Annotated in this window: 24 protein-coding genes; 11 read left to right on the top strand and 13 right to left on the bottom strand. The window is 49.9% G+C overall.

What is annotated here, in order from left to right:
- The first annotated feature begins 302 nt into the window (after positions 1 to 302).
- On the top strand, positions 303 to 845 hold the full coding sequence (locus tag AC5JMP_RS17110) for a YHS domain-containing (seleno)protein (protein ID WP_495852693.1): 543 nt from the start codon (positions 303 to 305) through the stop codon (positions 843 to 845).
- Between the two features lie 32 nt (positions 846 to 877).
- Here AC5JMP_RS17110 and AC5JMP_RS17105 read toward each other — a convergent pair whose 3' ends face one another.
- The 6 genes from AC5JMP_RS17105 to pstS form a co-directional block, all read right to left on the bottom strand.
- Positions 878 to 1,033, bottom strand: coding sequence for a hypothetical protein (locus AC5JMP_RS17105; RefSeq protein WP_495852692.1), 156 nt, complete (start codon positions 1,031 to 1,033; stop codon positions 878 to 880).
- Positions 1,034 to 1,059: 26 nt separating this feature from the next.
- Positions 1,060 to 1,884: a phosphate ABC transporter ATP-binding protein PstB gene (pstB, locus tag AC5JMP_RS17100; protein WP_495852691.1), complete on the bottom strand. Its 825-nt coding sequence runs from the start codon at positions 1,882 to 1,884 to the stop codon at positions 1,060 to 1,062.
- Between the two features lie 10 nt (positions 1,885 to 1,894).
- The gene (gene pstA, locus AC5JMP_RS17095; protein WP_495852690.1) at positions 1,895 to 2,776 is read right to left on the bottom strand and encodes a phosphate ABC transporter permease PstA; all 882 of its coding nucleotides are present in this window, start codon (positions 2,774 to 2,776) and stop codon (positions 1,895 to 1,897) included.
- A 108-nt stretch (positions 2,777 to 2,884) separates the two neighbouring features.
- A complete protein-coding gene (gene pstC, locus AC5JMP_RS17090; protein ID WP_495852689.1) occupies positions 2,885 to 3,847 on the bottom strand; it encodes a phosphate ABC transporter permease subunit PstC in 963 nt (320 codons plus the stop codon).
- Between the two features lie 69 nt (positions 3,848 to 3,916).
- Positions 3,917 to 4,318 (bottom strand): Crp/Fnr family transcriptional regulator, encoded by a 402-nt coding sequence (locus AC5JMP_RS17085; protein ID WP_495852688.1) that lies wholly within the window; start codon positions 4,316 to 4,318, stop codon positions 3,917 to 3,919.
- 84 nt (positions 4,319 to 4,402) lie between these two features.
- Positions 4,403 to 5,506 (bottom strand): phosphate ABC transporter substrate-binding protein PstS, encoded by a 1,104-nt coding sequence (gene pstS, locus AC5JMP_RS17080; protein WP_495852687.1) that lies wholly within the window; start codon positions 5,504 to 5,506, stop codon positions 4,403 to 4,405.
- A gap of 324 nt (positions 5,507 to 5,830) precedes the next feature.
- Here pstS and AC5JMP_RS17075 point away from each other — a divergent pair, with 324 nt between their 5' ends.
- Positions 5,831 to 6,238: a thiol-disulfide oxidoreductase DCC family protein gene (locus AC5JMP_RS17075; protein ID WP_495852686.1), complete on the top strand. Its 408-nt coding sequence runs from the start codon at positions 5,831 to 5,833 to the stop codon at positions 6,236 to 6,238.
- A gap of 159 nt (positions 6,239 to 6,397) precedes the next feature.
- Here the strand turns inward: AC5JMP_RS17075 and AC5JMP_RS17070 are convergent, their stop codons facing one another.
- Positions 6,398 to 7,789: a malic enzyme-like NAD(P)-binding protein gene (locus tag AC5JMP_RS17070; protein ID WP_495852685.1), complete on the bottom strand. Its 1,392-nt coding sequence runs from the start codon at positions 7,787 to 7,789 to the stop codon at positions 6,398 to 6,400.
- A 259-nt stretch (positions 7,790 to 8,048) separates the two neighbouring features.
- Here AC5JMP_RS17070 and AC5JMP_RS17065 point away from each other — a divergent pair, with 259 nt between their 5' ends.
- A complete protein-coding gene (locus AC5JMP_RS17065) occupies positions 8,049 to 8,486 on the top strand; it encodes an SRPBCC domain-containing protein (protein WP_495852684.1) in 438 nt (145 codons plus the stop codon).
- Positions 8,487 to 8,695: 209 nt separating this feature from the next.
- Positions 8,696 to 10,339, top strand: coding sequence for a peptide ligase PGM1-related protein (locus AC5JMP_RS17060; protein ID WP_495852683.1), 1,644 nt, complete (start codon positions 8,696 to 8,698; stop codon positions 10,337 to 10,339).
- A 10-nt stretch (positions 10,340 to 10,349) separates the two neighbouring features.
- On the opposite strand, the gene AC5JMP_RS17055 is transcribed toward AC5JMP_RS17060, so the two are convergent.
- The gene (locus AC5JMP_RS17055) at positions 10,350 to 10,784 is read right to left on the bottom strand and encodes an ATP-binding protein (protein WP_495852682.1); all 435 of its coding nucleotides are present in this window, start codon (positions 10,782 to 10,784) and stop codon (positions 10,350 to 10,352) included.
- 3 nt (positions 10,785 to 10,787) lie between these two features.
- Entirely contained in the window at positions 10,788 to 12,446 is a 1,659-nt protein-coding gene (locus AC5JMP_RS17050) for a SpoIIE family protein phosphatase (protein WP_495852681.1), read from the bottom strand.
- Between the two features lie 399 nt (positions 12,447 to 12,845).
- Here AC5JMP_RS17050 and AC5JMP_RS17045 point away from each other — a divergent pair, with 399 nt between their 5' ends.
- The 6 genes from AC5JMP_RS17045 (at position 12,846) to nadA (ending at position 18,491) form a co-directional block, all read left to right on the top strand.
- On the top strand, positions 12,846 to 13,952 hold the full coding sequence (locus AC5JMP_RS17045; RefSeq protein WP_495852680.1) for a carbohydrate ABC transporter permease: 1,107 nt from the start codon (positions 12,846 to 12,848) through the stop codon (positions 13,950 to 13,952).
- Between the two features lie 321 nt (positions 13,953 to 14,273).
- Complete coding sequence (gene sfsA, locus AC5JMP_RS17040; RefSeq protein ID WP_495852679.1) at positions 14,274 to 14,996, top strand: DNA/RNA nuclease SfsA; 723 nt, start codon at positions 14,274 to 14,276, stop codon at positions 14,994 to 14,996.
- 78 nt (positions 14,997 to 15,074) lie between these two features.
- Complete coding sequence (locus tag AC5JMP_RS17035) at positions 15,075 to 15,674, top strand: hypothetical protein (protein ID WP_495852678.1); 600 nt, start codon at positions 15,075 to 15,077, stop codon at positions 15,672 to 15,674.
- A gap of 95 nt (positions 15,675 to 15,769) precedes the next feature.
- Positions 15,770 to 16,798, top strand: a complete 1,029-nt coding sequence (locus AC5JMP_RS17030) for a DUF1350 family protein (RefSeq protein ID WP_495852677.1) — start codon at positions 15,770 to 15,772, stop codon at positions 16,796 to 16,798.
- 364 nt (positions 16,799 to 17,162) lie between these two features.
- On the top strand, positions 17,163 to 17,396 hold the full coding sequence (locus AC5JMP_RS17025; RefSeq protein WP_495852676.1) for a hypothetical protein: 234 nt from the start codon (positions 17,163 to 17,165) through the stop codon (positions 17,394 to 17,396).
- A 126-nt stretch (positions 17,397 to 17,522) separates the two neighbouring features.
- Positions 17,523 to 18,491, top strand: a complete 969-nt coding sequence (nadA, locus tag AC5JMP_RS17020) for a quinolinate synthase NadA (protein ID WP_495852675.1) — start codon at positions 17,523 to 17,525, stop codon at positions 18,489 to 18,491.
- A gap of 10 nt (positions 18,492 to 18,501) precedes the next feature.
- Here the strand turns inward: nadA and AC5JMP_RS17015 are convergent, their stop codons facing one another.
- The 4 genes from AC5JMP_RS17015 to AC5JMP_RS17000 all read right to left on the bottom strand — a co-directional run bounded on the left by AC5JMP_RS17015 (position 18,502) and on the right by AC5JMP_RS17000 (position 24,463).
- Positions 18,502 to 19,599, bottom strand: a complete 1,098-nt coding sequence (locus AC5JMP_RS17015) for a saccharopine dehydrogenase family protein (protein WP_495852674.1) — start codon at positions 19,597 to 19,599, stop codon at positions 18,502 to 18,504.
- A 24-nt stretch (positions 19,600 to 19,623) separates the two neighbouring features.
- Positions 19,624 to 21,318, bottom strand: a complete 1,695-nt coding sequence (crtO, locus tag AC5JMP_RS17010; RefSeq protein WP_495852673.1) for a beta-carotene ketolase CrtO — start codon at positions 21,316 to 21,318, stop codon at positions 19,624 to 19,626.
- A gap of 128 nt (positions 21,319 to 21,446) precedes the next feature.
- Positions 21,447 to 22,181, bottom strand: a complete 735-nt coding sequence (locus AC5JMP_RS17005) for a DUF3891 family protein (RefSeq protein WP_495852672.1) — start codon at positions 22,179 to 22,181, stop codon at positions 21,447 to 21,449.
- Between the two features lie 149 nt (positions 22,182 to 22,330).
- Positions 22,331 to 24,463, bottom strand: coding sequence for a potassium channel family protein (locus tag AC5JMP_RS17000; protein WP_495852671.1), 2,133 nt, complete (start codon positions 24,461 to 24,463; stop codon positions 22,331 to 22,333).
- 282 nt (positions 24,464 to 24,745) lie between these two features.
- Between AC5JMP_RS17000 and AC5JMP_RS16995 the strand changes: the two genes are divergently transcribed.
- On the top strand, positions 24,746 to 25,528 hold the full coding sequence (locus tag AC5JMP_RS16995; protein ID WP_495852785.1) for an RNA polymerase sigma factor SigF: 783 nt from the start codon (positions 24,746 to 24,748) through the stop codon (positions 25,526 to 25,528).
- Positions 25,529 to 25,576: the final 48 nt, after the last annotated feature.

Raw genomic sequence — 25,576 nt, 5'->3', positions numbered from 1 at the left:
TACCGATTTAAACGAATTTGTGGGCACATCAAACCTCAGAAGGGGCTTGGCATTGCCAAGCCCGTACCGGAATCTGTCGTGGTTTCAATTCAAATTGGTAGGAGTAAAACTTTTCTCAATTCCTTAAGGGGTTTCTAAGCAAAATTTCATCAAACTTGGGGGTCGAATCTCTAATCTGAGTCTGAAGGCAAAATTGTTTCGAAAAACAATTTTGCCCTCACATCTCAACCCCAATTGTTTGAACGAATTAATGTCGTGCAAGCATCGGGAAACATCCAGCAAATATGCAGCCTAAGCAACCTATGAATTTCAAACACTTTAAGTATCTGTCAGCCGCTGCCATCATCAGCGGTCTAACCTTAGGGCTGAGCAGCAGCCTGAATGCCTCAGTGACCCGTGAGCTTGCTACATCTGAATCTGCTGTGTCTCAAGAGATAGCCCAAGCTACCCGCCATCCTGCCGTTTATACCGAGAACGGCGTGGCACTAGATGGACAGGATGTTGTAGCTTACTTCACCCAAAGCGCACTTGTAGAGGGAAGTCAGCAATACACTCACCGCTGGCAAGGAACAAAATGGCTGTTTTCCAGTGCAGCCAATCGGGATTTGTTTGCTCAAAGTCCCGAAAAGTATGCGCCTCAGTATGGCGGCTACTGCTCCAAGGCGGCGGCAGGCGGTGTGTTGGCAACCACTCTTCCCACAGCTTGGGAAGTGCGTGATGGCAAGCTGTATCTAAACTACAGCGCGGCAGCTCAGCAAGAATGGCGACAAGATACTGCCAGCAAGATTGTGCAAGCCAACGCCAACTGGCCGACGATTCTTAACAACGAAACCTTAAAACAGTAAGTTTTAAGGTTTGCCATCGCAACAGCCACAGCTTACTTAAAGCTGTGGCTGTTTTTTTGAGGTATGGCAACCGCCAAGGCGGTTAGGACGAGGACATTTTTGTTGGGGCGCGAAGCACCCAACAAAAATGTCCTCAGCAAACTGGCAACAGCTATAAAAGCCAGTAGGGCAATAAAAAAGGGGCGCATGACCATGCGCCCCTTTTTTATCAACTTTAGCCGAATCGACCGCTGACATAATCTTGGGTCGCCTGTTGCTTCGGCGCATTGAAGATGTTGTAGGTCTTGTCGTACTCCACCAAGTAGCCAAAGCGGCTACCGCCTTCGGTGGCTTCAGCGTTGAAGAAGGCCGTCATATCAGCTACCCGCGAAGCCTGCTGCATGTTGTGGGTCACGATGATGATGGTGAACTGCTTCTTCAGCTCATGCATCAGATCTTCGACGCGCAGGGTGGAAATGGGGTCAAGCGCCGAGCAAGGTTCGTCCATCAGAATCACTTCAGGCTCAATGGCGATCGTCCGAGCAATGCACAGACGCTGCTGCTGACCACCTGAGAGCGACAGACCGCTTTCCTTCAGCTTGTCCTTAACTTCGTCCCAGAGGGCAGAACCTCGGAGCGATCGCTCAACCAGCTCGTCCATATTGCCCTTAAAGCCGTTGATCCGCGCTCCAAACGCTACGTTCTCATAGATAGATTTGGGGAAAGGGTTCGCCTTTTGGAACACCATGCCAATCCGCCGCCGCACTTCTACGGGGTCAATTTTGGGATCGTATAGGTCAACGCCCTGGTAGGCAATCTTGCCTTCTACTCTAGCGCCCGGAATCAAATCGTTGAGGCGGTTGTAGCAGCGCAGCAAGGTGCTTTTACCACAACCCGAAGGTCCAATCAGAGCCACCACGTTATTTTTGGGAACATCGAGGAAAACGTTCCGTACCGCCTGAAAAGCACCGTAGAAAATCGAGACATTTTCTGTCCGAATCACGATGTCGTTATTTTCCAAAGTATCGCTTGCAGAATTGGGCCGAGTTGAGGGATTCATATGTCAAACCTTAGTAAACCTTGCGACGGGAAACGATTCTAGCCAGGATGCTGACCACCAAAATCAGAAGCACAACAATCAGAGCTGCGACCCAAGCCAAAGCCTGCTGATTCTTGTAGGGAGAAATTGCGAAGTTATAGATCAAAACCGACAGCGTAGCCGTTGGTTCCCAGATGCTTTTGGCATCGTACTGATTAAACAAGGCGGTAAACAGCAAAGGAGCCGTTTCTCCTGCCGCTCTCGCGAGAGCCAGCGTAACGCCTGTTGCAATAAACGGCATTGCTGCAGGCAAGATGATTTGCGTGACGCTCTGAAAGTTAGTGGCACCGATGCCAGTTGCCGCCAGTCGAGTATCCCTCGGAATCGACTTGAACCCTTCCTCGCTGGTGCGGATAATGATGGGCAGCATCAGCACCGATAGGGCAATGCCCCCCGCAACTGCCGAGAAGGTTCCAGTTGCCAGCACCACAATCCCGTAAGCAAACAGACCCGCAATGATGGAGGGTACGCCACTGAGAATGTTGGTGCAAAAGCTGACAAACTGCGAGAGCTTGTTGCCGCGACCAAACTCAATAGTATAAACAGCAGTCAAAACGCCAAAGGGAACGCTAATCAGCGCCCCAATTAAACAAGTGATCAGGGTTCCTGTGATCGCATTCCTGAAGCCACCGCCTGCAACCCCTGCTGCCGGGGGTAGATCCGTGAAGACAGCAGGAGTCAATCCCCCTAGCCCTTTAGTGATCACCATGAACAGAATAGAAACCAGGGGAATAGCCGCGATCGCCACACAAGAGAACACTAGGGCAGTCATGATGTTGCCAAACATCTTCCGACCCGAAGAGACAGCAAACTGATTATCCAAAGGAGCAGATTGAGAGGATGAATGAGCCATAGTTCACAAGTAATGAGCCAACAAGTACTTATCCAAATAAACAGCGCCAGATAAACAGCCTGACAAATCAGCCAATGCAATTAGCGACACATGTCCACTTAACTGGGTCTACTCAACCTGCTGAAAGCGGCTGACTACCATTTGCGCCAGGATATTGACCAATAGCGTCAAAACCATCAGAATCAAGGCTCCGTAGAACAAAGAAGATTTCTGAAGACCGCTAGCTTCGCCAAACTGGTTGGCAATCAGTGAAGCAATGGTTGATGCTGGAGAAAACCAGGAAATATTTGCGTTATTGGCGTTGCCCACCAGCATGGCCAGCGCCATGGTTTCGCCCAATGCTCGCCCTAGTGCCAGCATGACTGATCCAATGATTCCAGACAGTCCAGCCGGAACCAAAACGCGGGTGATCGTTTCCCAACGAGTCGCGCCCAGCCCGTAGGAACCCTGACGGAGTTGGGGCGGCAAAGAACTCATAGTATCTCGTGAGATAGCCACAATCGTCGGCAGAATCATAATTGCCAGAACCAACGATGCGCCAAACAGATGCCGACCACCTGGAGTGGTTGAGAAAAAGGGAATCCAGCCAAACGCTCGATTGATGCCCTGCAAGATTGGCCTGATGGCTGGCAGGAAAACGAAAATGCCCCACAAGCCGTAGACGACGCTAGGAATTGCCGCTAGCAGCTCCATGATGAAGGCGATCGGCGTCAGAATTTTGGGCGGCAGAAAGTTTTCAGTTAAGAAAACAGCTACGCCAACGCCTAGAGGCACAGCAAACAGCAGCGCCAGAAAAGAGCTAAGGATGGTGCCGTATATCTGAGGAAATACACCGTAGATCTCTTCAACCGGATTCCAGGTACTGTTGGTCAGAAATCCCAGACCAAACGTGCGAATGGCGGGTAGAGCGATCAAAAGCAGCGAGTAGGTAATCCAAAGAAGAACTAAACCCACACAGACCGCCAGGGCGATCGTCAACCAGCGAAAAATCTGGTTAATCTGCCGCTCTGGCTGAAACTTAGTTGATGAATCTATGAGGGTTTCTGCTGGAGCCGTGGTCAGTGAGGTCATAGGGGGTTCTAACGACTGTAACGATTTAGATTTTTCAATAGCCTTAAAACTGAGCCTTGAACGACTGGACTAGGCTTTTCCACCTAGCGGGTGCTTGCTAAGGCGACGCAAGCGCTCAGAGTAGTTACGCATTACATCTAGGGCAAACATGGGCGTTTCCTGAATCGCAAATAGCATTCGAGACTCATCCATGTAAGCCAGCTTGCAATCTGTTTTGGCGATCGCGCTGTAGACTCGAATCCCTTCTGGGTGAATCAAAGCACCGGCACCAAACACACCGCCCATTTCGATAGTTTCGAGGACTTTACCATCAACAGCCAGATCAACAGCGCCCTCTAGAACGCCATAGAGATAGTCACCCGGCTGTCCATCTTCAAAAATCACTTCACCCACCGAGAAAACTTTAGGCTCAGACTGCCGTTGAAAGATGGCGACTTTCCCCGCAGGACCTAAATTGAGTTGCTGCACCATGAAATCCTTGATATACAGTGGCTCAAAAGGGATAAGTTCATGGGGTGAGACTAGCTCACCCCATGATGGCAGTAGATGCTAAACCTACTTAACTTTGTCGAGTTCGGCGTTAACCTTTGTCACCAGAGATGCTTCTAAAGGAACATAGCCCAGCTCACTAGCCGTAGCTTTGCCAGTAGTCAAAGACCAATCAATGACCTCCTTCAGAGCTGCGCTCTTGGCAGTGTCTTTGTACTCCGGATAGAGCAATAGCCAGGTTAGACCTGAGATGGGGTAAGCATTGGGGTTGCTAGAATCTGGAACTTCTAACGCCAGATCAGCAGGAACGGTTTCTCCCTCAAAGGCTGCTGCACCACCTTCAGGAGAAGGGGCAACTATCTTGCCCGACTTGTTTTCGATCGCCGCCATCGTCAGACCATTTTCCTTGGCATAGGAATACTCGACGTAGCCGATTGCGCCAGGAGTTTGCTGAACTTGAGCCGTCACGCCCTCGTTACCCTTCGCACCTGTACCCGCAGGCCACTGCACTGATTTGTTTGCACCCGCAGTCCAGTCGGGACAAGCTGCCTTCAGGTGAGAGGTGAACTGATAGGTTGTGCCGCTGCCGTCTGAACGGTGAACAAACTCGATCGGCTGGTCGGGTATGGTGGCACCAGCATTGGCTTTGGCGATCGCCGGATCACTCCAGTTTGTGATCTTGCCTGCAGCAATACCGCAATAGGCTTCACGAGACAGCTTCAGATCTTTTACACCATCCAGGTTATAGGCAAACACAACGCTACCACCCGTCATCGGAATCTGGATAGGTTCTGCGCCATATTTTGCCTTAAACTTGGCGCGATCCTCAGCTTTCAAAGGAGCGTCCGTTGCGCCAAAGTCCACGGTACCTGCTTGAAATTGCTCTACACCAGCACCACTACCCACAGATTGGTAGCTGATCTGAACGCCGGGATTTGCTTTGTTGTAATCAGCAAACCAACGCTGATAAACAGGAGCGGGGAAGGATGCACCTGCACCGCTGAGAGTAGCGCTGCCGCCACCGCCACCAGCGGGCGAAGACATGGCATCGGTCGAAGGAGAAGTTGCTACATCAGGGCTAGAAGGAGCACAGGAGACAGCCAATCCCATCGAGAAAGCTGCCAGGGTTGTCAGAACAGTGCGTCGTCTGAGACGTGATTGTGAGGTCATGCGGTCTACTCAGTAAAGAATTTTTACGTGGTGTGTCGCAAGCATCGTACTGTCCTAGGGTCTAGGTCACGTGATCTTTTGGTAAAGGATTGTTTATCTTTTTAGAGATTTTAATAAACTTAACAGGTTCTCAGGAAAAACTTTCCTTTGAGTTCACATGAATTGCGACTTAAGTAAGAGTTTAGTGAAGTCTCTGGGCGAGCTTTCAGCGGAGACCGCCAACCTAAGATCGCCCTCTGTGACAAAGTGTTAGAAGACAAAGTGTTAAAAATTAGAAGAGTCGTTTTAGTGTCGCCTCCTATCAACTCTCTGTGACCGCAAGCAATGTATCAAGTTATCTACGATGGCAACTGTAACCTTTGCGTCAATTTAGTTAAGCTCCTAGAAACCCTCGATCGCGGAGAACGGTTTCTCTACACGCCTATGCAAGACCAGCAAATCCTCGATCGCTTCGGCATCACGCCTCAAGACTGCGAACTCGGCATGATTTTGCTGAACGCAGAAGCGCCCGACCAGCGATGGCAGGGCAGCGACGCAGCCGAAGAAATCGGACGCTTGTTGCCCCTAGGCAGCATTTTTATCAGCGCCTACCGGACATTACCCGGCATGAAATGGATGGGCGATCGCACCTATGAGCAGATTCGAGACAATCGCTACACCCTATTCGGCAAGCGCAGCGCCACCTATCAGTCTGCATATCCGGCTTGTGGTGGAGGCTGCGATGCTCACTGACAGAGTGGGGGAGATGGATGGGTGGATGAGTCGATGGGTAGGTGCGTCGATAGGTGGGGGAGTGGTTTTTCTTCTTCCCATTACCCATCCACCCATCGTCTCATTCCCCCATTACCCATCCACCCATCCTTTCATCCACTCTTAACTGTTCCCCTAACTTTAATTCCCAGCCACTCCGTCCGCCCGTGCCGCCCGCTGCACCGCCGCCGCCACCGTCGTTGCCACCCGCTCGTCAAACACCGAAGGCACAATATGCTCGGCATCGAGTTCGCTAGGCTTGACCAGAGAGGCGATCGCCATCGCCGCTTCCAAAAACATCGAAGTCGTCATTGTTTTAGCGCGACAGTCTAACGCACCCCGAAAAATACCCGGAAATGCCAGCACGTTGTTAATTTGATTGGCGTAATCGCTACGACCTGTCGCCATCACCGCCACATCGTCCACAACCAGCTCCGGCTGAATTTCTGGAACCGGATTCGCCATGGCAAACACGATCGGCTTTGCCGCCATCGATCGCACCATTTCTGGCGAGACAACCCCTGGAGCGCTTACCCCCAGAAACACATCCGCACCCGCCATGGCATCGGCAAGCCCACCGCTCTGCGCCACCGCAAATTCCAGCTTTTGACTGTTCAGATCCGTGCGGCTCGTAGACAAAATGCCGCGAGAGTCGCACATCACAATATGAGCTGCCCCCGCCTTTTGCAGCAGTCTGGCGATCGCCACACCCGCAGCTCCTGCCCCATTAATCACAATCTTGATATCTGTCATCGACTTCTCGACCACCTTCAGGGCGTTGAATAACGCCGCTAGGCTGACGATCGCCGTGCCATGCTGATCATCATGAAAAATCGGAATATCCAGCTCTTTCTGCAACCTCGCCTCAATCTCAAAGCAGCGAGGAGCGCTAATATCCTCTAGGTTGATACCGCCAAACACAGGCGAGATATTCTTAATGGTCTGAACAATCTCGTCGGTGTCCTGCGTTGCTAAGCAGATAGGGAATGCGTCCACACCCGCAAATTCCTTAAACAGCATCGCTTTACCCTCCATTACGGGCAGGGCACCCGCCGCACCCAAATTGCCCAAGCCCAAGACCGCACTGCCATCGGTGACGATCGCCACCATGTTGCCCTTTGCAGTTAGGCTGTAAACTTTGTCTGGATTTTGGGCAATCTCAGTACAGATTCGCCCCACTCCAGGCGTGTATGCCATTGCCAAATCGCCCTGATTCTTCAGCGGAATTTTGCTGTGGACGCTGATCTTTCCCCCACGATGGAGATTGAAGGTACGATCGTAGACATTCAGCACCTTAATGTCAGCAATTGCCTTGACCGCTTCCGTAATTTGTTCTGCATGTTCTGTGCTGAAGGCATCGACGGAGATATCTCGCACCAGCTCTTTGCGCGTCTGTTCAATCAGATCGATTTGCCCGATGCTGCCACCTGCTGAGCCGATCGCCTGCATCACATGAGCCAACATACCCGCCTGATTGGGAATCTGTAACCGGAGGGTCAAACTATAACTGGGATTGGGGGTCAACTGTACCATGCGATCGCTGCTGTTCTCCTGTGCAAAAGTCGTTAACAGGCTTACAATCTTACCGCCTGTCTCAGACTCAATCTAAAAGATCGTGCCTCCCGCAACTGTACTTATTGGTACGGTTTAGCACGGGGCATTGCTCAATCTGGGTATGAATTTTTTTTGAAAGGAGCGCGGAGCAGCCCTTTCAAAAAAAATTCACAGATGAAACCAGCAACACCTGGCAAGGTTCGGCAAGATGTATTCAAGGATGTTCCAGATTTAGCCTATGCCTAGCCTCTACGCAGAAATTGAAATCAGTGCGCCAAAGTCTGTGATCTGGCAGGCTTTGGTCTGCAAAGAAAATTGGCTGAAGTGGAACACTTTTCTGTACGATCGCGATCCCAGCAAGCCATTTGTCGAAGGGCAGGTCGTGCATCTCTCACTGCGGCGATTGCAGGAAGAATCCGAAACGGAGTTTGAGCCGCGCATCACCTTACTACAGCCAGAAATTTGCCTACGCTGGAGCTACTCGGCTCCAGGGCTACGGAGCCAGCATGTGTTTGAGCTACAGGAAATCAGCAAAGATCGCACTCAGTATTTACATCAGGCATACTTTTCAGGGATTATTACCCGTTTATTTTTGCCGTTTTTGCGTCAGGATGAGCAGCAGGGTATGCGGCGCATGGCACGTGAACTAAAACAGCATATAGAAGGTTATCGCTAAGGCATCTACAGCAATTTTCAATTGCCTAAGCCACAGATTTTTTGGTGTGTGCCGCGCTCCGCGCGGCACACACCAAAAAATCTAAAAAGACTCAAGCGCAAAGCGCTGTAAATTCATTCTCTAGAGAGTAGCGAGAAAGATGCCTTGTCTGGATAAGATGGCTGCATATCTTCCTCTATTTTCTCATTCGCCGCGGTGGGGCAAGTTTTATGCAGGGTTCACTTTCCTCAGTATCTCAGGAAGCCTCACAGGCTGAAGCTTTGCACGCTGAAAAGTTTCGTCAGCTACAGGGGCAGCTCCGCGATCGCTGGCAGTCGGGCGGCGAAGACGATTCTGACATTTTGATTGTGCCGTCGCTGAGTCTCGATCAGGGCGAGCTGCGAAAGGTCAAAGGCGTACACCACTATGAAGAACGGCTGCTGTTTTCTCTAATTCGGCTCCAGAACCCTCGTGCACGGCTGATCTACATCACCTCTCAGCCAATTCACCCCAGCGTTATCGACTATTATCTTCAGCTTCTCCCTGGCGTACCCTTTTCCCATGCCCGCGATCGCCTCCTGCTCTTTTGTGCCTACGATGCCTCGCTGAAGCCCTTAAGCCAAAAGATTTTGGAACGCCCTCGGCTGATGGCGCGTTTGCGGAATGCCATGCGGAGCGATCGGGCTTACATGACTTGCTACAACGCTACGCCCTTAGAGAGATCGCTATCCGTTCAGCTCAACATTCCGCTGCTTGCCGTCGATCCAGATTTGCTGTATTGGGGAACCAAGAGCGGCAGCCGTGAAATTTTTCAGGCTTCAAAAGTGCCTTGTCCGGATGGTAGCGGCTTAGTGCGAAATGCCCCAGATTTAGCGGCGGCAGCAGCAGAGCTGTGGGAGAGAAATCCTCACCTGAAGCGGATTGTTGTCAAACTCAACGAAGGCTTTTCGGGGGGCGGCAACGCTATTTTGAATCTCCAGCCGCTCCAGTCCGTTGCTCCAGGTCTGGCATCCTCAGCCGATCGGGCAACGGCTATGGGCGATCGCTTTCCCTTTCTCAGCTTCCAAGCCCAGGGCGAAACTTGGGAAACCTTCAGCAGCCGTATTCCTGAACTAGGGGCGATCGTTGAGGCATTTGTCGAAGGGGAGGAGAAGCGATCGCCCAGCGTCCAGGGCAAAATTACGCCAGCTGGGGAAGTCGAGATCCTTTCGACCCATGACCAAATTTTGGGTGGGCCAGACGGTCAGGTGTTTTTGGGCTGTTATTTTCCTGCCGATGAGGCCTATCGCGTACGACTGCATCGGTATGGGATGCAGGTGGGTCAAGCGCTGGCGGCAAAAGGCGCACTCGAACGCTTTAGCCTCGACTTTATCGCCGTGCGTCAGCCTGACTCATCTAATGCTGTGGGAGAGTGGGAAATTCAGGCGATCGAAATCAACCTCCGCAAAGGAGGAACGACCCACCCTTTCATGACCCTCAAACTCCTGACTCACGGGCGCTATGACTTTGCCACCGGGCTTTTCTACAACCAGGAGGGCAAACCCAAATACTATACCGCCACCGATAACCTACAAAAAGATGCCTACAAGGGACTCAGCCCTCGCGACCTAATGGATATCATTGCCCAACATAATCTCCACTTCAACAGCAATACTGAAACAGGCACCGTGTTCCATTTGATCGGCTGTCTCTCAGAGTTTGGCAAATTGGGGTTAACCAGCATCGGCAATTCGCCTCAAGAAGCAGAAATTATCTACCAGAAGGTCATTCAAGCGCTAGACCAGGAAACTCGGAGCCTAGGAATTCAGGATGACTTGGCGATCGTCCAACATTCTACGCCGACCTTTCCCAACACCTGGAACAGATATGCCTAATTTAGAGAGTTTATTCGGCAGCTTCTACCTTCTGTGGCAATTCGGTTTCCATTGTTAGACAGTTGCGACCATTCACTTGCAGCCGATACTCTACTCGATCCATCAAGCGGTTGAGAATTAGCCAACCATATCCGCCCTCCTGATATTCATGCGGTTCAGGAGGAAGATAGGTAGAAAGATCATATCCCTTGCCGTGATCCCAGATCTCTAGATGCAGATTGCGTTCTTTCAGCTCTAGACGCACCAAAATTGGCAAATTAGGCTGCTCACGGTGGGCATGGCGCACCACATTTGAGTAAGCTTCTACCAGCACAAGGCGTAGTCGGTTGGCTTGCCGCGACCAATCTACTTCATCCTGCAACTCTAACTCTAGAGTGCCGAGTAGCCATTCTTCTACAACCGTTAAAAATCTCAGATCGCTGGGTACGTGCAGTTCAGTTCTCATGGGCTACAGCACCTCCAGAGAGAGCATGGTTTGATCATCTTCCTGAATGGGGTTATGAGCTTGAATTTCTGCGAGCAAACGGTTAAGGTCTAGACAATCTTGTTGAAGCAACATCTGCCACAGTCCTGACTGGTGAAGCATACCGCTAGGCTGGCTTCCCTCAGTCTGCAAAACGGTGGCTTCCGTGATGCCGTCTGAGGTGAGCAAAAAGATATCTCCTGAGCTGAGCTTCAAACTGCCAGGATTGGCTTTCCAGACAGGCAAGATGCCCAGAGGCACCCCTCGCGTCTTAAGATAGGCAGGCTCTCCGCCCTTTTCACCAGACCAGACCATCGGATAAATATGCCCTGCATTGGCGTAGACTAGATTACCTGAGCTAGGAGTGTACCGCGCCAGTACCATTGTAATAAAGCAGTTGCTGCCGACGAGGTCTTCTGAGAGGCTCTGATTGAGGTTGCCCATGACCACATCAGGTTCAGGAGAAACTTCTTGAGTCAGCTCTCGCCGCAGTAGCGAAATGCCGCTAGCCATAAACAGCGCTGCTGGAACGCCCTTACCTGACACATCGCCGACTGCCAGCCAGATATCGCCCTGGGGATGCACATACACCTCAAAAAAGTCGCCTCCTACCTGCCGAGCTGGCAGGCATAGCGCCTGCACCTTAGCACTTTCTAGTTTAGGTAAGCTCTGGCGCAGCAGATTGGTTTGAATCTGGCGTGCCACGGCTAACTCTGCCTGCATTTGAGCCGACTGTTCTTGAATCTGCTGATATAGCTTTGCCTGAGAAATGGCAAGCGCTGCCTGCTCAGCAACTCCCCTTAATAGCATTCCCTCTTCTGTCGTCCAAAGGGTGGTGTTGCCTTCCCGATGCAGCATTAAGATGGCTAACGTCTCTTGCTGATAGGTCAATGAGACTCTTAGTTGAAGTTGCTCACGAACCTGAGTTTGAGTGACTTGAGACGTTGGAGAATCTGAAACTTGCTCTAGAGCCATTGCATTAAAGCCTAGCTGCTGCTTATCAGGCAATTTTTCTGAAGCGATCGCCGAATAAACAAACAGCTCTGAGGAGAACTGGTACGGCACATCTAAGTCTTCTGTCCGTTCTAGAGGACAGAGGGCACACACATCGGCTTCAAACGCCTCTCCGATCGCTTCTACAACTTTTTGCAGCATGTTGCGATAGTCGAGCGACTCTCGAATGGTCGTAGTAATAGTGTTAAATAAGGACTCTCGGCGCAAGGCGCGATGCAGCTCGTTTGTGCGCCGCTTCAGTATCCCATAGGTTTCGGCAGCTTGCTGAATCGTGACCTTTAGCTCAGCCGGATTCCAGGGTTTTGTGATGTACTTGAAGACTTTTCCCGCATTGATGGCTCCTACCAGATCTTCGACGTCAGTGTAGGCTGTGAGCAAGATCCGGATGGTGTCTGGAAAGCGATCGACGGTGCGGCTGAGAAATTCTGTTCCACTCATTTTGGGCATCCGCTGATCTGAGATGATAATTCCCATTTCACCGACCTGCTCCAGAATTTGAATTGCTGTGGCGGCGCTATCGGCTTTATAGACTTCAAAATCTCGCCGAAAAGTGCGGTAGAGCAAATCTAGATTGTCTGCCTCATCATCAACAACCATGAGCCTGAGCTTATTCGCGTTTAACTCAGTCATGAACTCTCTTACCTGATGTGCGCAACTTAGTTTTTCCTATACTTACGCTATTCTCTCTATGTTTAGCTCTTGTCTACAGAAAATAGTGAAAATTCTTCAACTTTTGATGTAATCTCAGTAGATCGCAAAGCTTACCCTCGATCCTCCACCCCCCTTAAAAGGGAGCTTCAGACAACCCCCTTAAAAGGGAGCTTCAGAACTCAAATCCCCCCTGTTTCTAGCGCAGCGGCGCGATAGCGCGGGGATTTGGGGGATCAGACAGGAGTATTTCTAGCGTGAGTCTGGCTTACGATCTACTGAATCTCTACTCAAAGCTAAAGTACCCTAATTTCGCTCGAAGCTATCAAGACCCTACTGAAGAAGCGAGGCTTTTGATTTTTCTAGGCTTGCCTACCAGAAATGCGCCTGGAAGAAAAGCATAGGGCGCGATCGGTTTGTGGGTATGCGATCGGGTTCAGGGCATTGGTGTCCTGGCTGCATCCAAATCCCTTACTTGGCTTTAGACTGGTTTGTTACAGCCCAGCCAGATTGTCCAGCAGCCAGATTGTCCAGTACAATGCGCGTCCAGCCATGTCCAATCAGAACCTGTCTCGTCAGAACTTACCTAGCCGATCGCTTCAATGGGCGTCGCTTCCGCCCCAGCTTACGCCCTACTTATTTTTGCTGCCCGCGCTCCTAATCCTCACGCTGACGGTGTTTTATCCGGCTCTACAAGCGTTTTACCTCAGCTTTACCCAATATGATTTTGACATTACCCAGCCGCCGCGATGGGTGGGGCTAGAGAACTTTCAGCGGCTCCTCTCAGATAGGGTGTTTTGGAGGACGCTGCGGAATACCTTAATTTATCTGATTGGGGCAGTGCCGATTTTAGTCATTGTGCCTCTGGGTCTGGCAATTCTGGTGAATCAAAAGCTGCCGGGAATGCGCTGGTTTCGTGCGGCATACTATGCGCCCGTGGTGATCTCGATGGTGGTGGCTGGCATTGCTTGGCGCTGGCTCTACGCCGAGACGGGATTACTCAATCAGTTTCTCCGCTGGCTGCACCTGAGCGATCAGGGGCTTCCCTGGCTAACCAGCCCGCAGTTTGCGTTGTTTAGCGTCATGGCCGTGACGGTCTGGAAAGGCTTGGGCTACTACATGGTGATTTATTTGGCGGGATTGCAGTCGATTCCGGAAGACCTGTATGAAGCTGGGGCGATCGACGGTTCTGACGGCTGGCGCAAGCATTGGGATATCACCATTCCGCTCATGCGTCCCTATTTGTTTCTCGTAGCGGTGATTTCGGCAATTTCGGCAACCAAAGTGTTTGAAGAAGTGTTCATTATGACTCAGGGGGGGCCGCGCAACAGCTCTAAAACTTTGGTTTATTACGTCTATGAAAGCGCTTTTCAAGATTTAGAAATTAGTTATGCTTGCACGATCGGTTTGGCGATGTTCTTACTGATCTTGAGCCTTTCAGTATTGCGGCTTGCTGTGAATCGTCGTCAGCCTACCCACTTATTTTAGATGTTGGGCAGTGTCTTTGAATTCGCGATCGATTTGGAGAAAAGCAGAGTGAAAATACAGTACGGCTCGACCATGACTCAACATTCACCAAATCTCTTCAAGCATCGGAAACTTAGGGGTCATCACACACATTACTCCTCAGTTCTCACCATAAATTGATGCCAGTCATAAAGTTGTACTCTTTATGGTGCAGTGGAGAGGTTTCAGTACGGTAAAAATGCAGAGTAAAAACAGGAAATCTTGGCGCTCCTCCCTATGCCTCTTGGACAATCACTCCTGATCTCAAAAATATCTGCCCCGTTTAGGCTTTAAAACATCACTATGACCGATTGGGTTTATGCCTATCCACCGCTGCTGTACGGAACGCTAATTAAGCGATACAAACGGTTTTTTGCCGATATTTTGCTTGATTCGGGCGAAGAAATTGTGGCGCATTGTCCCAACACAGGACCGATGACCGGAATTTGCATTCCGGGCAATCGAGTTTGGGTGTCTCGCAGCGACAGCAAGACTCGAAAATTGCTCTACACCTGGGAAGCGATCGAAGTGCATGACATTCGATCGACCTGGGTAGGCGTGAATACGGCTTTACCTAATCGTCTGATCAAAGCTGCCCTCACCGATCGGCTGTTTCCAACGCTGGGTCGGTACAGCGAAATTCGCGGCGAAGTGCCTTATGGACTGGATAAAAAAAGCCGCATCGATTTTCTGCTAACGGGCGAAGAGACACCGCCCATTTACGTAGAGGTGAAAAACACGACCTGGACGAACGGCGAAATTGCTTTATTCCCCGACACCGTTACCACGCGTGGACAGAAGCATCTGCGGGAGCTAACAGCGCTGCTGCCCGAAGCGCGATCGGTGATGCTGTACTTAATCAACCGGGACGATTGCACTCAGTTTGCTCCTGGAGACAGTGCTGACCCAGTATATGGAAAGTTGCTGAGAGAGGCGATCGCCCAAGGTTTAGAAGTGCTGCCCTGTCGATTTGAAGTAACTCCAGCAGGCGTAAGATATGTGGGAATAGCGGAGCTAGTAATTTGAGAGTACCCATGCGGGTACTGTAGACTTCAATTAACAAAAACCTATAGTGGATTCATAGTTGCCTAGAAGCCAAAAAATATGCTTGTTTCTACTTTTGAAGTTCTCCTTAAGCCTCAGTTTCCTAAAATTCCAGGTGGTTTTGATGTACTTACCCGGACAACAGTTCAAGGCTATTTTCTGACGATCGCCAACGTCAATTTCTTTCCTGTTACCGTGTCTGTGGTCTTGACAATCAAGTTTCCTATTAACCTTGATGACCCTTCAGAGCGTCCTACATCGTTTGTAGATTTTATTAATGCTGTTGATATTTCAGGACAAAATATTTTCCCAAACGATCCTCAAGCAGTGCTGGTTCCAGAGATTGTTCCACAAAACAATAAGGCGCGACTAACCTTCACTATTCCTGAAAATGCCACTAGCTTATTTGTGTTGCAGCCTGATTTCATTAAGCAACCTGAGCTACTTAAAGAGGCAAATTTTGAAGCTCGTGGATATGTCGAAATTTTCTTGTCCTCACTTTCAGGATCAGACACAGCAACCCTGCTAGTTAATCCTGAACAACGTGGAACCTTCTTTAAAGCTTTGGATACTGAGGATCCAGCCGCAGTTGCACTTGATCAAACCACCTATAACCTGCCTGTTAGCAATGGTGGAGTTTTCAAACTCTCTAACGCGTAATACAGTTCTGCTTGTTCAAATTGGCTTGAGGGGTGAATTAAATTTCACCCCTTTTAGTTGCTTCTGTTAGAACAATTTTACAATGTGAAAATACGATGCCTGGAACCTTTAAGTTTAGTCCAATTTCTTTTAGCTGGGTTGCAATTCATCCCCAACCTAAAGGGGTTATCCAGTTCATTGGAGGTGCTTTCTTCGGCACTTTTCCAACTGTTTTCTATAGATATTTCCTGCAAACATTATTTGAAGAAGGCTACACAATCATCGCGCTGCCCTTCAGGTTTAGTTTTCGTCACTGGGCGATCGCGATCGACCTGCTTAAGGAGCAAGAGATATTGCGCCACGAGCTGACAGAAATTGCCAACAAATTAGGCTATCAGAATGAAATCTATCAAGATAAAGCCAACTACTTTTGGCTAGGACATAGTTTAGGGTGCAAATACATTGCGCTTCTAGAATTCTTGAGCGGTCAACAGTGGAAACAAATCACAGAGTCTAGCCTTGGGCAGGCTGCTTACCAGCAGATTGAAGCCCTTATTGTCAGCGCTGGATTAGAAAATGCCTCTATTTTGGATCAACCGTCTTTACTGATTGCACCTGATATTAGCGATACAGAAAGCGCCATTCCGGTTCGGCCGATCGCTCACTTTCTCGATCGTATCGGGCTAGGGGCAAAGCCAACGAGAGATCAAACTCAACGCTTTGTTGAGCGCAGCCTTTTGTTTAACTTAACCGCCCTTATTTCTTTTGATAGCGATACGTTAGCGGGCAGTGAAACTGATGAATGTCGGTCTGAAGATGTTAGATCAAACAGCGACGTGCTGTGGCTGTTTGGGGAGTTAAAGAAGAGAAAGTTTCCAATTTTGCATAAAGAGTTAGAGGGCAAGCATCTAGAGCCTTTGGGCGTGAAGATAGGTGAATTCATAGTGGATCTCAATCCGTTTGACATATTTATCAAGCCGCTTCAACGCAGACAACTTGAGCAATTTGCCATTCTATTTTTAGATGAACTGAAGCAACGGCAGAGTCAGCTTAGTGTTGATTTAGAATCGCTAGAGGATGACATTCTCAACTCAAAGAAATCATCAAACTCTACTCGTCCCATTTCCTTAGAGGCTAAGAATTGACAGATTGCTTCACAATCGCTGCTGATTAAGCGATCGCAATCAACAGCTCAACCTAACTCCCAATAGCTTTGCACTGGCAAACTGTGCAATGAGGTGATAAAACAGGCTTTGTTGGGGAGTTTGCGCCCGCAGGGCGCAAACTCCCCAATATGAAATCCACAATAATACCAATTTAAATTGATGAGGCGGCAGATGATTTTCGAGAGCCGCACTCCGCGCGGCTCTCGAAAATCATCTGCCCTGTTTGGGTCTTAAATTGATATGAGAACTGCTGCTGAAGTGAGGATGAACTTGGCTTTCAAGGCGATAATATTACTGGTGGCTATGCACTACCAGCAATCCTATTGAGAGAGGAGATCGATCGATGAATCCGGCAGACCTTGATCCGGCAACAATTGATTGCGCGACGGCTTGCGCTGACGGCTGCGTCTTGGGCGAAAGGTGCCCAAACCAAACGTTTCGCGATCAGACGTCTAAGTTTATTCAGGAGACTTCGCTCGATCAGATGCTAGCGATCGCCGAGGAAGCCATTCGCAGGAAAGCAACAGCTCCAACGCAGTGGGTCTTTCCCGAAGACGGCATTCCCAAAGACTCTTGACTTAAATTTACAGCTTAGCGTAGAAATTTACCACTTTGCTTGCTCACATTTTTGGTAAAAAAAACTATAATCGTAGGCAAGAGACTTGATTTTTCTAGCCTAAATATAGGAAAAGCGCAATTTACCGTGTTCACAACTACTCTTTTTCACCAAAATTCGACGCAATCTGCCCTGCCGATCGACCTCTTCTCAGCCATTCAGGCGCTCAAGCAAGAGCTGAATGCGGTCATTTTGGCGCACTACTATCAAGATCCAGATATTCAAGACATTGCCGACTATATTGGCGACTCTTTGGGGCTAGCACAACAGGCGGCGAGTACCAATGCCGATGTGATCGTTTTTGCTGGCGTGCATTTCATGGCAGAAACCGCCAAAATTCTCAACCCCCATAAGCTCGTACTACTGCCCGATCTCAACGCCGGATGCTCTCTGGCTGATAGCTGCCCTCCTCAAGAGTTTGCCCAGTTTAAGGCAGCGCATCCTGGTCACATCGTGGTTTCCTATGTGAACTGCACGGCTGAGATCAAGGCCATGAGTGATATCATTTGCACCAGCTCTAATGCGGTCAAGCTCGTGCAGCAAATTCCGGTAGATCAGCCGATTATTTTTGCCCCCGATCGCAATCTAGGGCGATACGTGATGGAGCAGACGGGTCGCGAAATGGTTCTCTGGCAGGGGAGCTGTATGGTACATGAAACTTTCTCAGAAAAGAAAATTGTGCAGCTTCAAATTCATCATCCGGATGCGGAAGTGATCGCCCACCCAGAATGTGAACCTGCCGTGCTGCGCCATGCCCACTACATTGGCTCCACTACAGCTTTGCTCAACTACTCCAAAAGCAGCGCCAGCTCTACGTTTATTGTGGCGACGGAACCAGGAATTATTCACCAGATGGAAAAATATGCGCCTGAGAAGACTTTTATTCCAGCACCGCCGATGATCCAGTGTGCTTGTAACGAATGTCCTCATATGCGGCTAAACACCCTGGAAAAGCTGTATCTAGCTATGCGCGATCGATCGCCAGAAATCACGTTACCTGAAGAAGTGCGTTTGGCAGCCCTCAGACCCATTCAGCGAATGCTGGAGATGAGCTAAGGCAAAACTCTCACAACCACTGCTCGGCGATCGTCACGCCACGCTGCTGCATGGTCTGCTGAAACAAGTCAGTCGGCAACGCCTGCTCTACTGCCCACACGCCGGGGGAGTTGAGCTGTCCTGATAGCATGAGCTGCGCTACGCTCCCGGTGCCGTAGCCTACTGCTGCCGCCGTGTCACTCTGCACAAACGTAGAAACATACCGGACGGGCTGCCCTGCTTTGTATCCTCGTATCTCGGCTCGCATAGCAACCCCAATGCCGCTAAAGCGATTAGTCACTGAAGTCATGCGGTAGCTGACTTGTGACAAAAACTCGACGACTTGAGACTGATGCACCCAAGCACGCGGAAAAACATTGGCAACGATCGCCGTTAGATAGTTATAAAAATCAGGTGTAGAGCCAAATTTCACAATCACCGTCGCCACCGGAAAGCTCTCAGTTAACGTCAGTGCTTCTGGCATATCAAACCAGTACACTCCCGTTTTCCCAAACGGTTGAGGAAACTCGACAGTTTCCCGCCCGGTGTAAGGTTTTACTGTTTGCCACTGGCGATCGAGCCACACCTTAAAAGGATTTTGCAGACCCAGAAAAGTGGTGCGCATTACCGTCACGCCCGAACCGCCCGAACCTGCTACTACGTAGCTTAAATGAATATAATCAGCCGTATCTAGCTGCTCAATGCCCTGACGCACCATGCTGTTAGAAATGCCGGGAAAAACGCCAGTGTTAACGATTGCCGTGACGTTTGCAGCCTTTGCCGCTGCCTGATGGCTTAATGCAGCCTGGGTGAAGGCGCGATCGTCGCTCACATCAAGATAGTTCACGCCTTGCTCAATGCAGCTTTGTAGAACCTGCGTATTTCTCTGCCGAAACGGCCCTGCACAGTGAATTACTAAATCGGTTGAAGCAATCGCTGTTGCCAACCCCTGCTCGTTAGAAAGGTCAAGCGCTAGGTAATCTACGTTTTGACCCGGCATTGCTCCAAGAGGAGCAACTGAATTACGCCCGGTAATCGTCACATGAGCGGAGGTATGAGTTAGCAGATCGATCGCCACACTGTTGCCGATTCGTCCTCTACCTCCCAGAATTAAGACTCGGTTTGCCATACGCTATCCTGCATCAATCTCACTTCAGCTCCGTTTGAACACAGAGTCAACGGTTGATTTGAACGAACTTTGCACATCTTTGATCACCTGCGCGAGAGGCTGCTGAGATTTGAGAAACGCACGGGCGCAATTGCGACCTGGCATTCCAGAAATCGATCCACCGGGATGAGTTCCGGCTCCCGTCAAGTAGAGATTGGCGATCGGCGTTTCATAGTTGGCAAGTTCAGGCAGCGGCCGGAAGAGAATCATCTGCTCTAGCGTCATGTCGATATGATAGTAGTTGCCATTGTATGCACCTAGACGATCGCCCAATTCTGCCGGACTTTCTACCTGACGCGCAATTATCGCTTGCTTTAGGTTAGGCGCATAGTCTGCCAGCTTGTCCAACACGCGATCGGCGACCTTGTTCTTCAACTCCTCTGTCCAGCCTGTGCCCTGCTGTCCTGTGCCTTCTAGCCCTTCAATTTTGTAGGGTGCAAAGAACTCGATCCAGAGGGTATGGCATCCGGGGGGAGCCATTGTTGGATCAAGCATGGTGGGCTGCACAATGTACATAGATGGGTCAGCATCGGGAATACGACCGATTCCAGGTTCGCTATGGGCAAGTTCCACCTGCTTGACTGAATCTGCAATTAATACAGAACCTATGAGATACTCATCTCGGTGATTGTGATGTTCAAACCGCAGCGGTTCAGATAATGCACAGTCAATCTTGAGAATAGTTTCGTTGTTGTTAATAATTCGGCGCTCTAGGCGATCGCGCAACTCAGGATCAGCCGAATCCACATCACTAGAATCGACCATTTGCAAGAATAAACGCTTAGCATCAATGTTAGAAATCACGCCACGAGTGGCTCGATACTCGGTGCCACCCTCAACTCGAACACCCACTGCCCGACCGTCATCAATCAGCACTTGCTGGACAGATTGATCGGTCAAAACCTTGCCGCCCAAGCTTTGAACCAAGTTCAGCAAAGCCTCAGTCAAAGCGCCTGTTCCACCTTTAGGACGTGCCATGCCGGGATTGTGCCGCATCGCCATCATAATGGCACCGATCGCCATATTCTTATTGCTGGGTGGCGCACCTAATTCTGAAGCAAGTCGCGCTAGAGGAGCCTTGAGAAACTCAGAGTCAAACCATTCATTCAAATTATCCTCGGCACTGCTAAGCATCGTGCGAAACAGATCAAGTGTTTTATTGGAGAACCCAACGACTGAAAGCAAATTCTTCAGTTTGGGTACATCATAGTTACCGACAATGTCAATAATAGATTTTGGCGGCGCGTTGAAGATAGGAATAATTCCGTACAGAAGGCGCTGCCAAAAATCAACAAATTCGGCATATTTCTGAGCATCCCTAGGACTGAACTGAGCAATTTCTGCGCAGGTTTTCTCTACAGAGGCGTGAGCAAGAAAATACTTGCCGTCAGGATGAGGACAAAATACAACGGGATCGCAATAAAGATACTCTAAGCCATACTTTGTTAACTCTAGCTCTTCTACGACAGGCCCTAAGTGAATGAACTCATGATCGATCGCACAACGATTGAACATAAATCCTGGTGCTTCGTCTGGCATTAACTCTTCCGTCGTTGCACCACCCCCTGGAATAGGGCGCTTCTCTAAAAGCAAGACGCTGTACCCTGCCTTGAGCAAATAGGCAGCACAAGTCAGTCCATTGTGACCTGCTCCAATAATGACAACGTCGTATGACTGCATGAGAAACGCCTCAAGGATAAAATTCTGACGGCGCAAATCGCCTTGGATACCAAGATAGAGAGTTTCTTAGGGGCGATCGTCTGTCCTTAGAGTGAATCCCAAAGATCTCAGGAAGTCGAGCACTACGGCTAACTCTCTACTCTGACAAACGTCCAATTTAGAGCTTTAATAGGAGCCTTTTGCAAAGCTTCAACGAGATCATCATTGCTCTCATACCTCAGTTCAGACAGATAACAAGCTTCAACATTGACGGTAAATTTTTCATCTTCAAACGGCCAGGGTTCCACTGTCAAATGACCATCATTCAACTCGCGCACATCGTAACGCTGACCATCGATCCCGCTCGTAATCTCCAGCGCACGTCCGTCTTCAGGAATCTCCCTTTGCGCTAAAATCAGGGAAAAGCGATCGCACCACTGCATAAATTGGTAAGCCCGCTCTGCTTCTTCTTCACCAATGCCCAACTGCTGACGGTAGCTTTCCTGAAGTTGCATCTGACTCTTCAAAAACTGATCCCACTCAGGTGATTCACCCTGCTTGTCTTGAGTCAGGTAACAGACATGTTTAGAGGTCAGTAATGTAACCCAGCGCCCTCGATAACGAGCATTATTCACCAACTCTTCCAGGGCATCAAAAGAATCGCTTGAATTTAGCTTAAAATCTAGCGGTGCCCCTGCTGGTGTCAGCTGGTCACCTTCCCATTCTTTTGCCAAATCATCGTGATGAGAAATAGCAGCCAACGTTTCGTAAAGGCGTTCGGGGGAATCTTTTTTGCGCCAGTGTCCGCCAAGCTGAGCCGCAAGCAAAGCATGTGCCCGATGATAAATGACTTCCCAACCATTCTCGATCAAATTAACAATCATGATTTCTAGTGTTAGGTTTTGCTTTGGCTAATGTTCACTGCTTATTGTCTAGCGGAGGAGAGAATTTGACTACTATCTCTAGCTATATTTATGCGATCGCGCACTTTAGCTTTATGCGATTGCGCACTTTAGCTTTATGCGATCGCGACCTACAGTCGCAGCGCCAATGCTGCGACATTGGACTCATTGAGCTTACGCACCAATCGCTGAGCTTGATGTTCATATAAAGGCAGCTCTAACGTAGCAGGCAGATTTACCATCAGTTTCTTAGCTGCACCAATATTACAGCCCGAAACTAGAGCAATTTTATTTGCACCTTCAATGACAGCATGAGAATTCAAAGCCTGCTCAATTCGCACCTGCCATTGCCGAGGTGCTAGTTCTCCTCGCTCAATCCACTGAAGACTTTGACTCGTCGCCAAAACAATCAGTCTTGCTCCTCCATATAGCCGGATATCCTCAGAAGGCATCAGTTCAGGCAGCTCTTGACTGTTGCGTTGATAGAGCACGGGCACAACGCTATAACCATAGGCAATTTCAGACAGCAGCTTTCCGTTGAGCGTATCGCCTGCCTCAATGCTGTATTCCGTTACCAGCACCGTTTTTTGATTAAAGTGAAATAGGCTGATGATATTTTCACCAAACGCTGCCGCTACAAAGACTTCGGCAGAGAGCGCCGAGCCGCACAGCACCTGAGCATAGGGAAACAGGCGGGTGACGCTGTTGCTGAAATGTTGGTCATAGGTGCGGATCACCAGACGGCTGTTGGGATTGATCGTATGTGCCATCAGCCCCAGCTCCAAATTTTGGATATCGTCCCCTGTTACCACCACAATGCTTTTGGCTGTCTCTAAGTTTACTTTGGCGAGCAGATGCGGCAGATCGCCCATAATGATCGGCATACGCGGCAACGTGCTGGAATCGATCGCCTGAATCGTAATTGCCACCAGCGGCTGCTTCAGCTCTTGCAGCAGGGTTGCTACACCTTGCCCGACGCGCCCTAGCCCTACCAAAACCACATGGTTAGAGTGCGGCACCGGATCGCGGTTGCTGAAAAACATGAATCTAGAGGTGAGCAATGCCTCAGTCAACAACGCATACAGCACACCCACAAAGGCAGTCCCCGCCAAAGTCAACGTCAGGCTAAACAGCCGCAGCCACCCCGGCATTTCAGCTGCCGGAGCAGGCTGATTGGCGAAATCAACGCTGCCAAACAGATCGCCATAGCCCCCTAGCAGCAGAATGATCGGCGCATAGAAAGCTTCTGCAAGACCAATTGTAGGATAGGACATCCGATACAGTAAGATACCTAGCAGCCACATAAACACCAGCGTGATTCCACAAACGATCGCCACTCGCTGAGTTTGGTATTGCTCAGTCGATCGCCAAAACTGCCGTAGTATTTGGGCTAAGGTTTTCCCCGGCTTTCCCCAATGCCCTAGCTGAATCCACAGTTGAGATATCCGAGCTACGCTCTTTTGCCAGCGGGAAGGTTTTGTCCGCAGATCATGGTCATTAGAACGGTCATGCGTGGGACGGGCAAGCATATCACCCATATCCAGTGAATTCATCACTTCTACATAGACCACGGTATCTCCATGCTTGAGGACGGCTTCGGAGTTCCACTGATGAAACTGCTCAGGATGTAAGGGGTTGAGTGGGGAATCTGATGGAGGGTCTAATGGGGTATGGCTCAGCAACCTCCGACTGCGGCTATTTAATCCATGTACCCACCAACGATCGCACCAGCGATCGCCCTGCTCCACCTGATATTTCACCACTCGCAGCAGCCGTTTCTCTAGTTTAAAGTACCCTAGCGTCTCTACGCTCAGCGCAGATAGGGCAAAGGCAGAAGCCGAGAGCTGCGTGGGTTCAAAGGCGGCAAAATTGCCTAAACTCTGCCCCAAAAGCTGATTCAGGTTTTGCTTGTCCGATCGCACAATCAGCCGCACTTTAGGGTTGAGCGATCGCGCCGCCAGTGCCGCCTCAGTGTTTACCCGCTCGTTGCCTGTAACCAGCAGAATAGTACGGCAGTCGTGAATCCGCGCCTGCTTCAGCACAGTTTCTAGCCGACAGTCGCCAATAAGAACCTCCTCTAGCAGCTGAGGTAATTCGGGGATTTCCCAGCTTTTGGGCGGCGCCTCAACAATGGCGCTGACGATCGCTCCGTATTCTTTCAACTCCGCAACACAGTGCTGTCCTAAGCTACCCAGCCCGCAAACCAAAAATCGATCGAGCTGAGAGCCATAGGGCAGGTCAAGACTTTTTGAAGGAGAGGGCATGGGTAAGCAAACGAGTTTACCGGAGGTTTAAATAGCTATCATCCAAACTCAGGGAGCATTCTGCCCTGATTCTAGGCGATTTAGCTTAGGAAAGCCTTGGGAATGAGCGATCGCCTCCCTTAAATGACGTTTAGCTAAGCCATTTCACCCAGAGTGGTCGTTCAGTATTATTGCTGACGCTCCCAGGAAAAGTCTTTTTCATTACCGTGAAATAACGATGGTTTGGAAGAGGTTCTCTTTAGACAATGTGCCTACAACCTGATGAATGGTGGTTCTCAGATGATGGCGATTCAATCCTCTATCCGCGTTAATAGCATGGAACTGCTGATGGCTTATCAGCAGCAACCCTCTGTCTCTCTTCGTAACAAACTGGTTCGCTTAAATGCTGGGTTAGTCCGCAAGATTGCTCATCGTGTGAGCCATCAATGTGCAGAACCCTATGAAGATTTGGAGCAAATTGGTTACTTAGGTTTAATCCGGGCGATCGAGCGGTTCAATCCCACTCAAGGTTGCGCCTTTAGCTCCTTTGCCGTTCCCTATATTCGAGGCGAAATGCTGCACTTCCTGCGCGATCGCAGTAGCCCCATCAAGGTGCCCCGTCGCTGGCAAGATTTGCAGAAAGAAGGACAAAAGATTCGCTTGGAACTCGCCAAAACACTAGGACGGCAGCCTCATGATGGCGAAATTGCCGATGAGTTAGGCATATCTCTGCATGAGTGGCAGGAAATCCGCATGGCTGTTAAAAACCGTCTGCCTTTGAGCCTTGACGCAACGGTGTGCCATCAGATTGATTCGCCCATTACTTTGGGTGAAACTTTGCCTGATGCTAGCTACTTAATTATGCAGCGATTGGAAGAAGATCGGCAGCAGCTCCAGCGGGCTTTGGGTCAGCTAGAGGAAAAAACCAGAGCGGCGATCGAGTTCGTATTCTTTAGCGACTTGTCCCGTAAAGAAGTTGCCGAGCGCATTGGGGTGAGTCCGATGACGGTCACTCGCCGAATCCAACGCGGGTTGGAGCAAATGGTGGCATTTTTGCAACCCCAAACCATGCAAACCGATCCCTAGCCATGTTTCTACAGCGAGAAGGAGGCGCAGCTCTCCGCACCTCCGCAC

It is taken from the genome of Drouetiella sp., from assembly GCF_059504425.1.
Note: the sequence above shows the minus strand (reverse complement) of the source record. Positions and strands in the feature narration are given on the sequence as shown.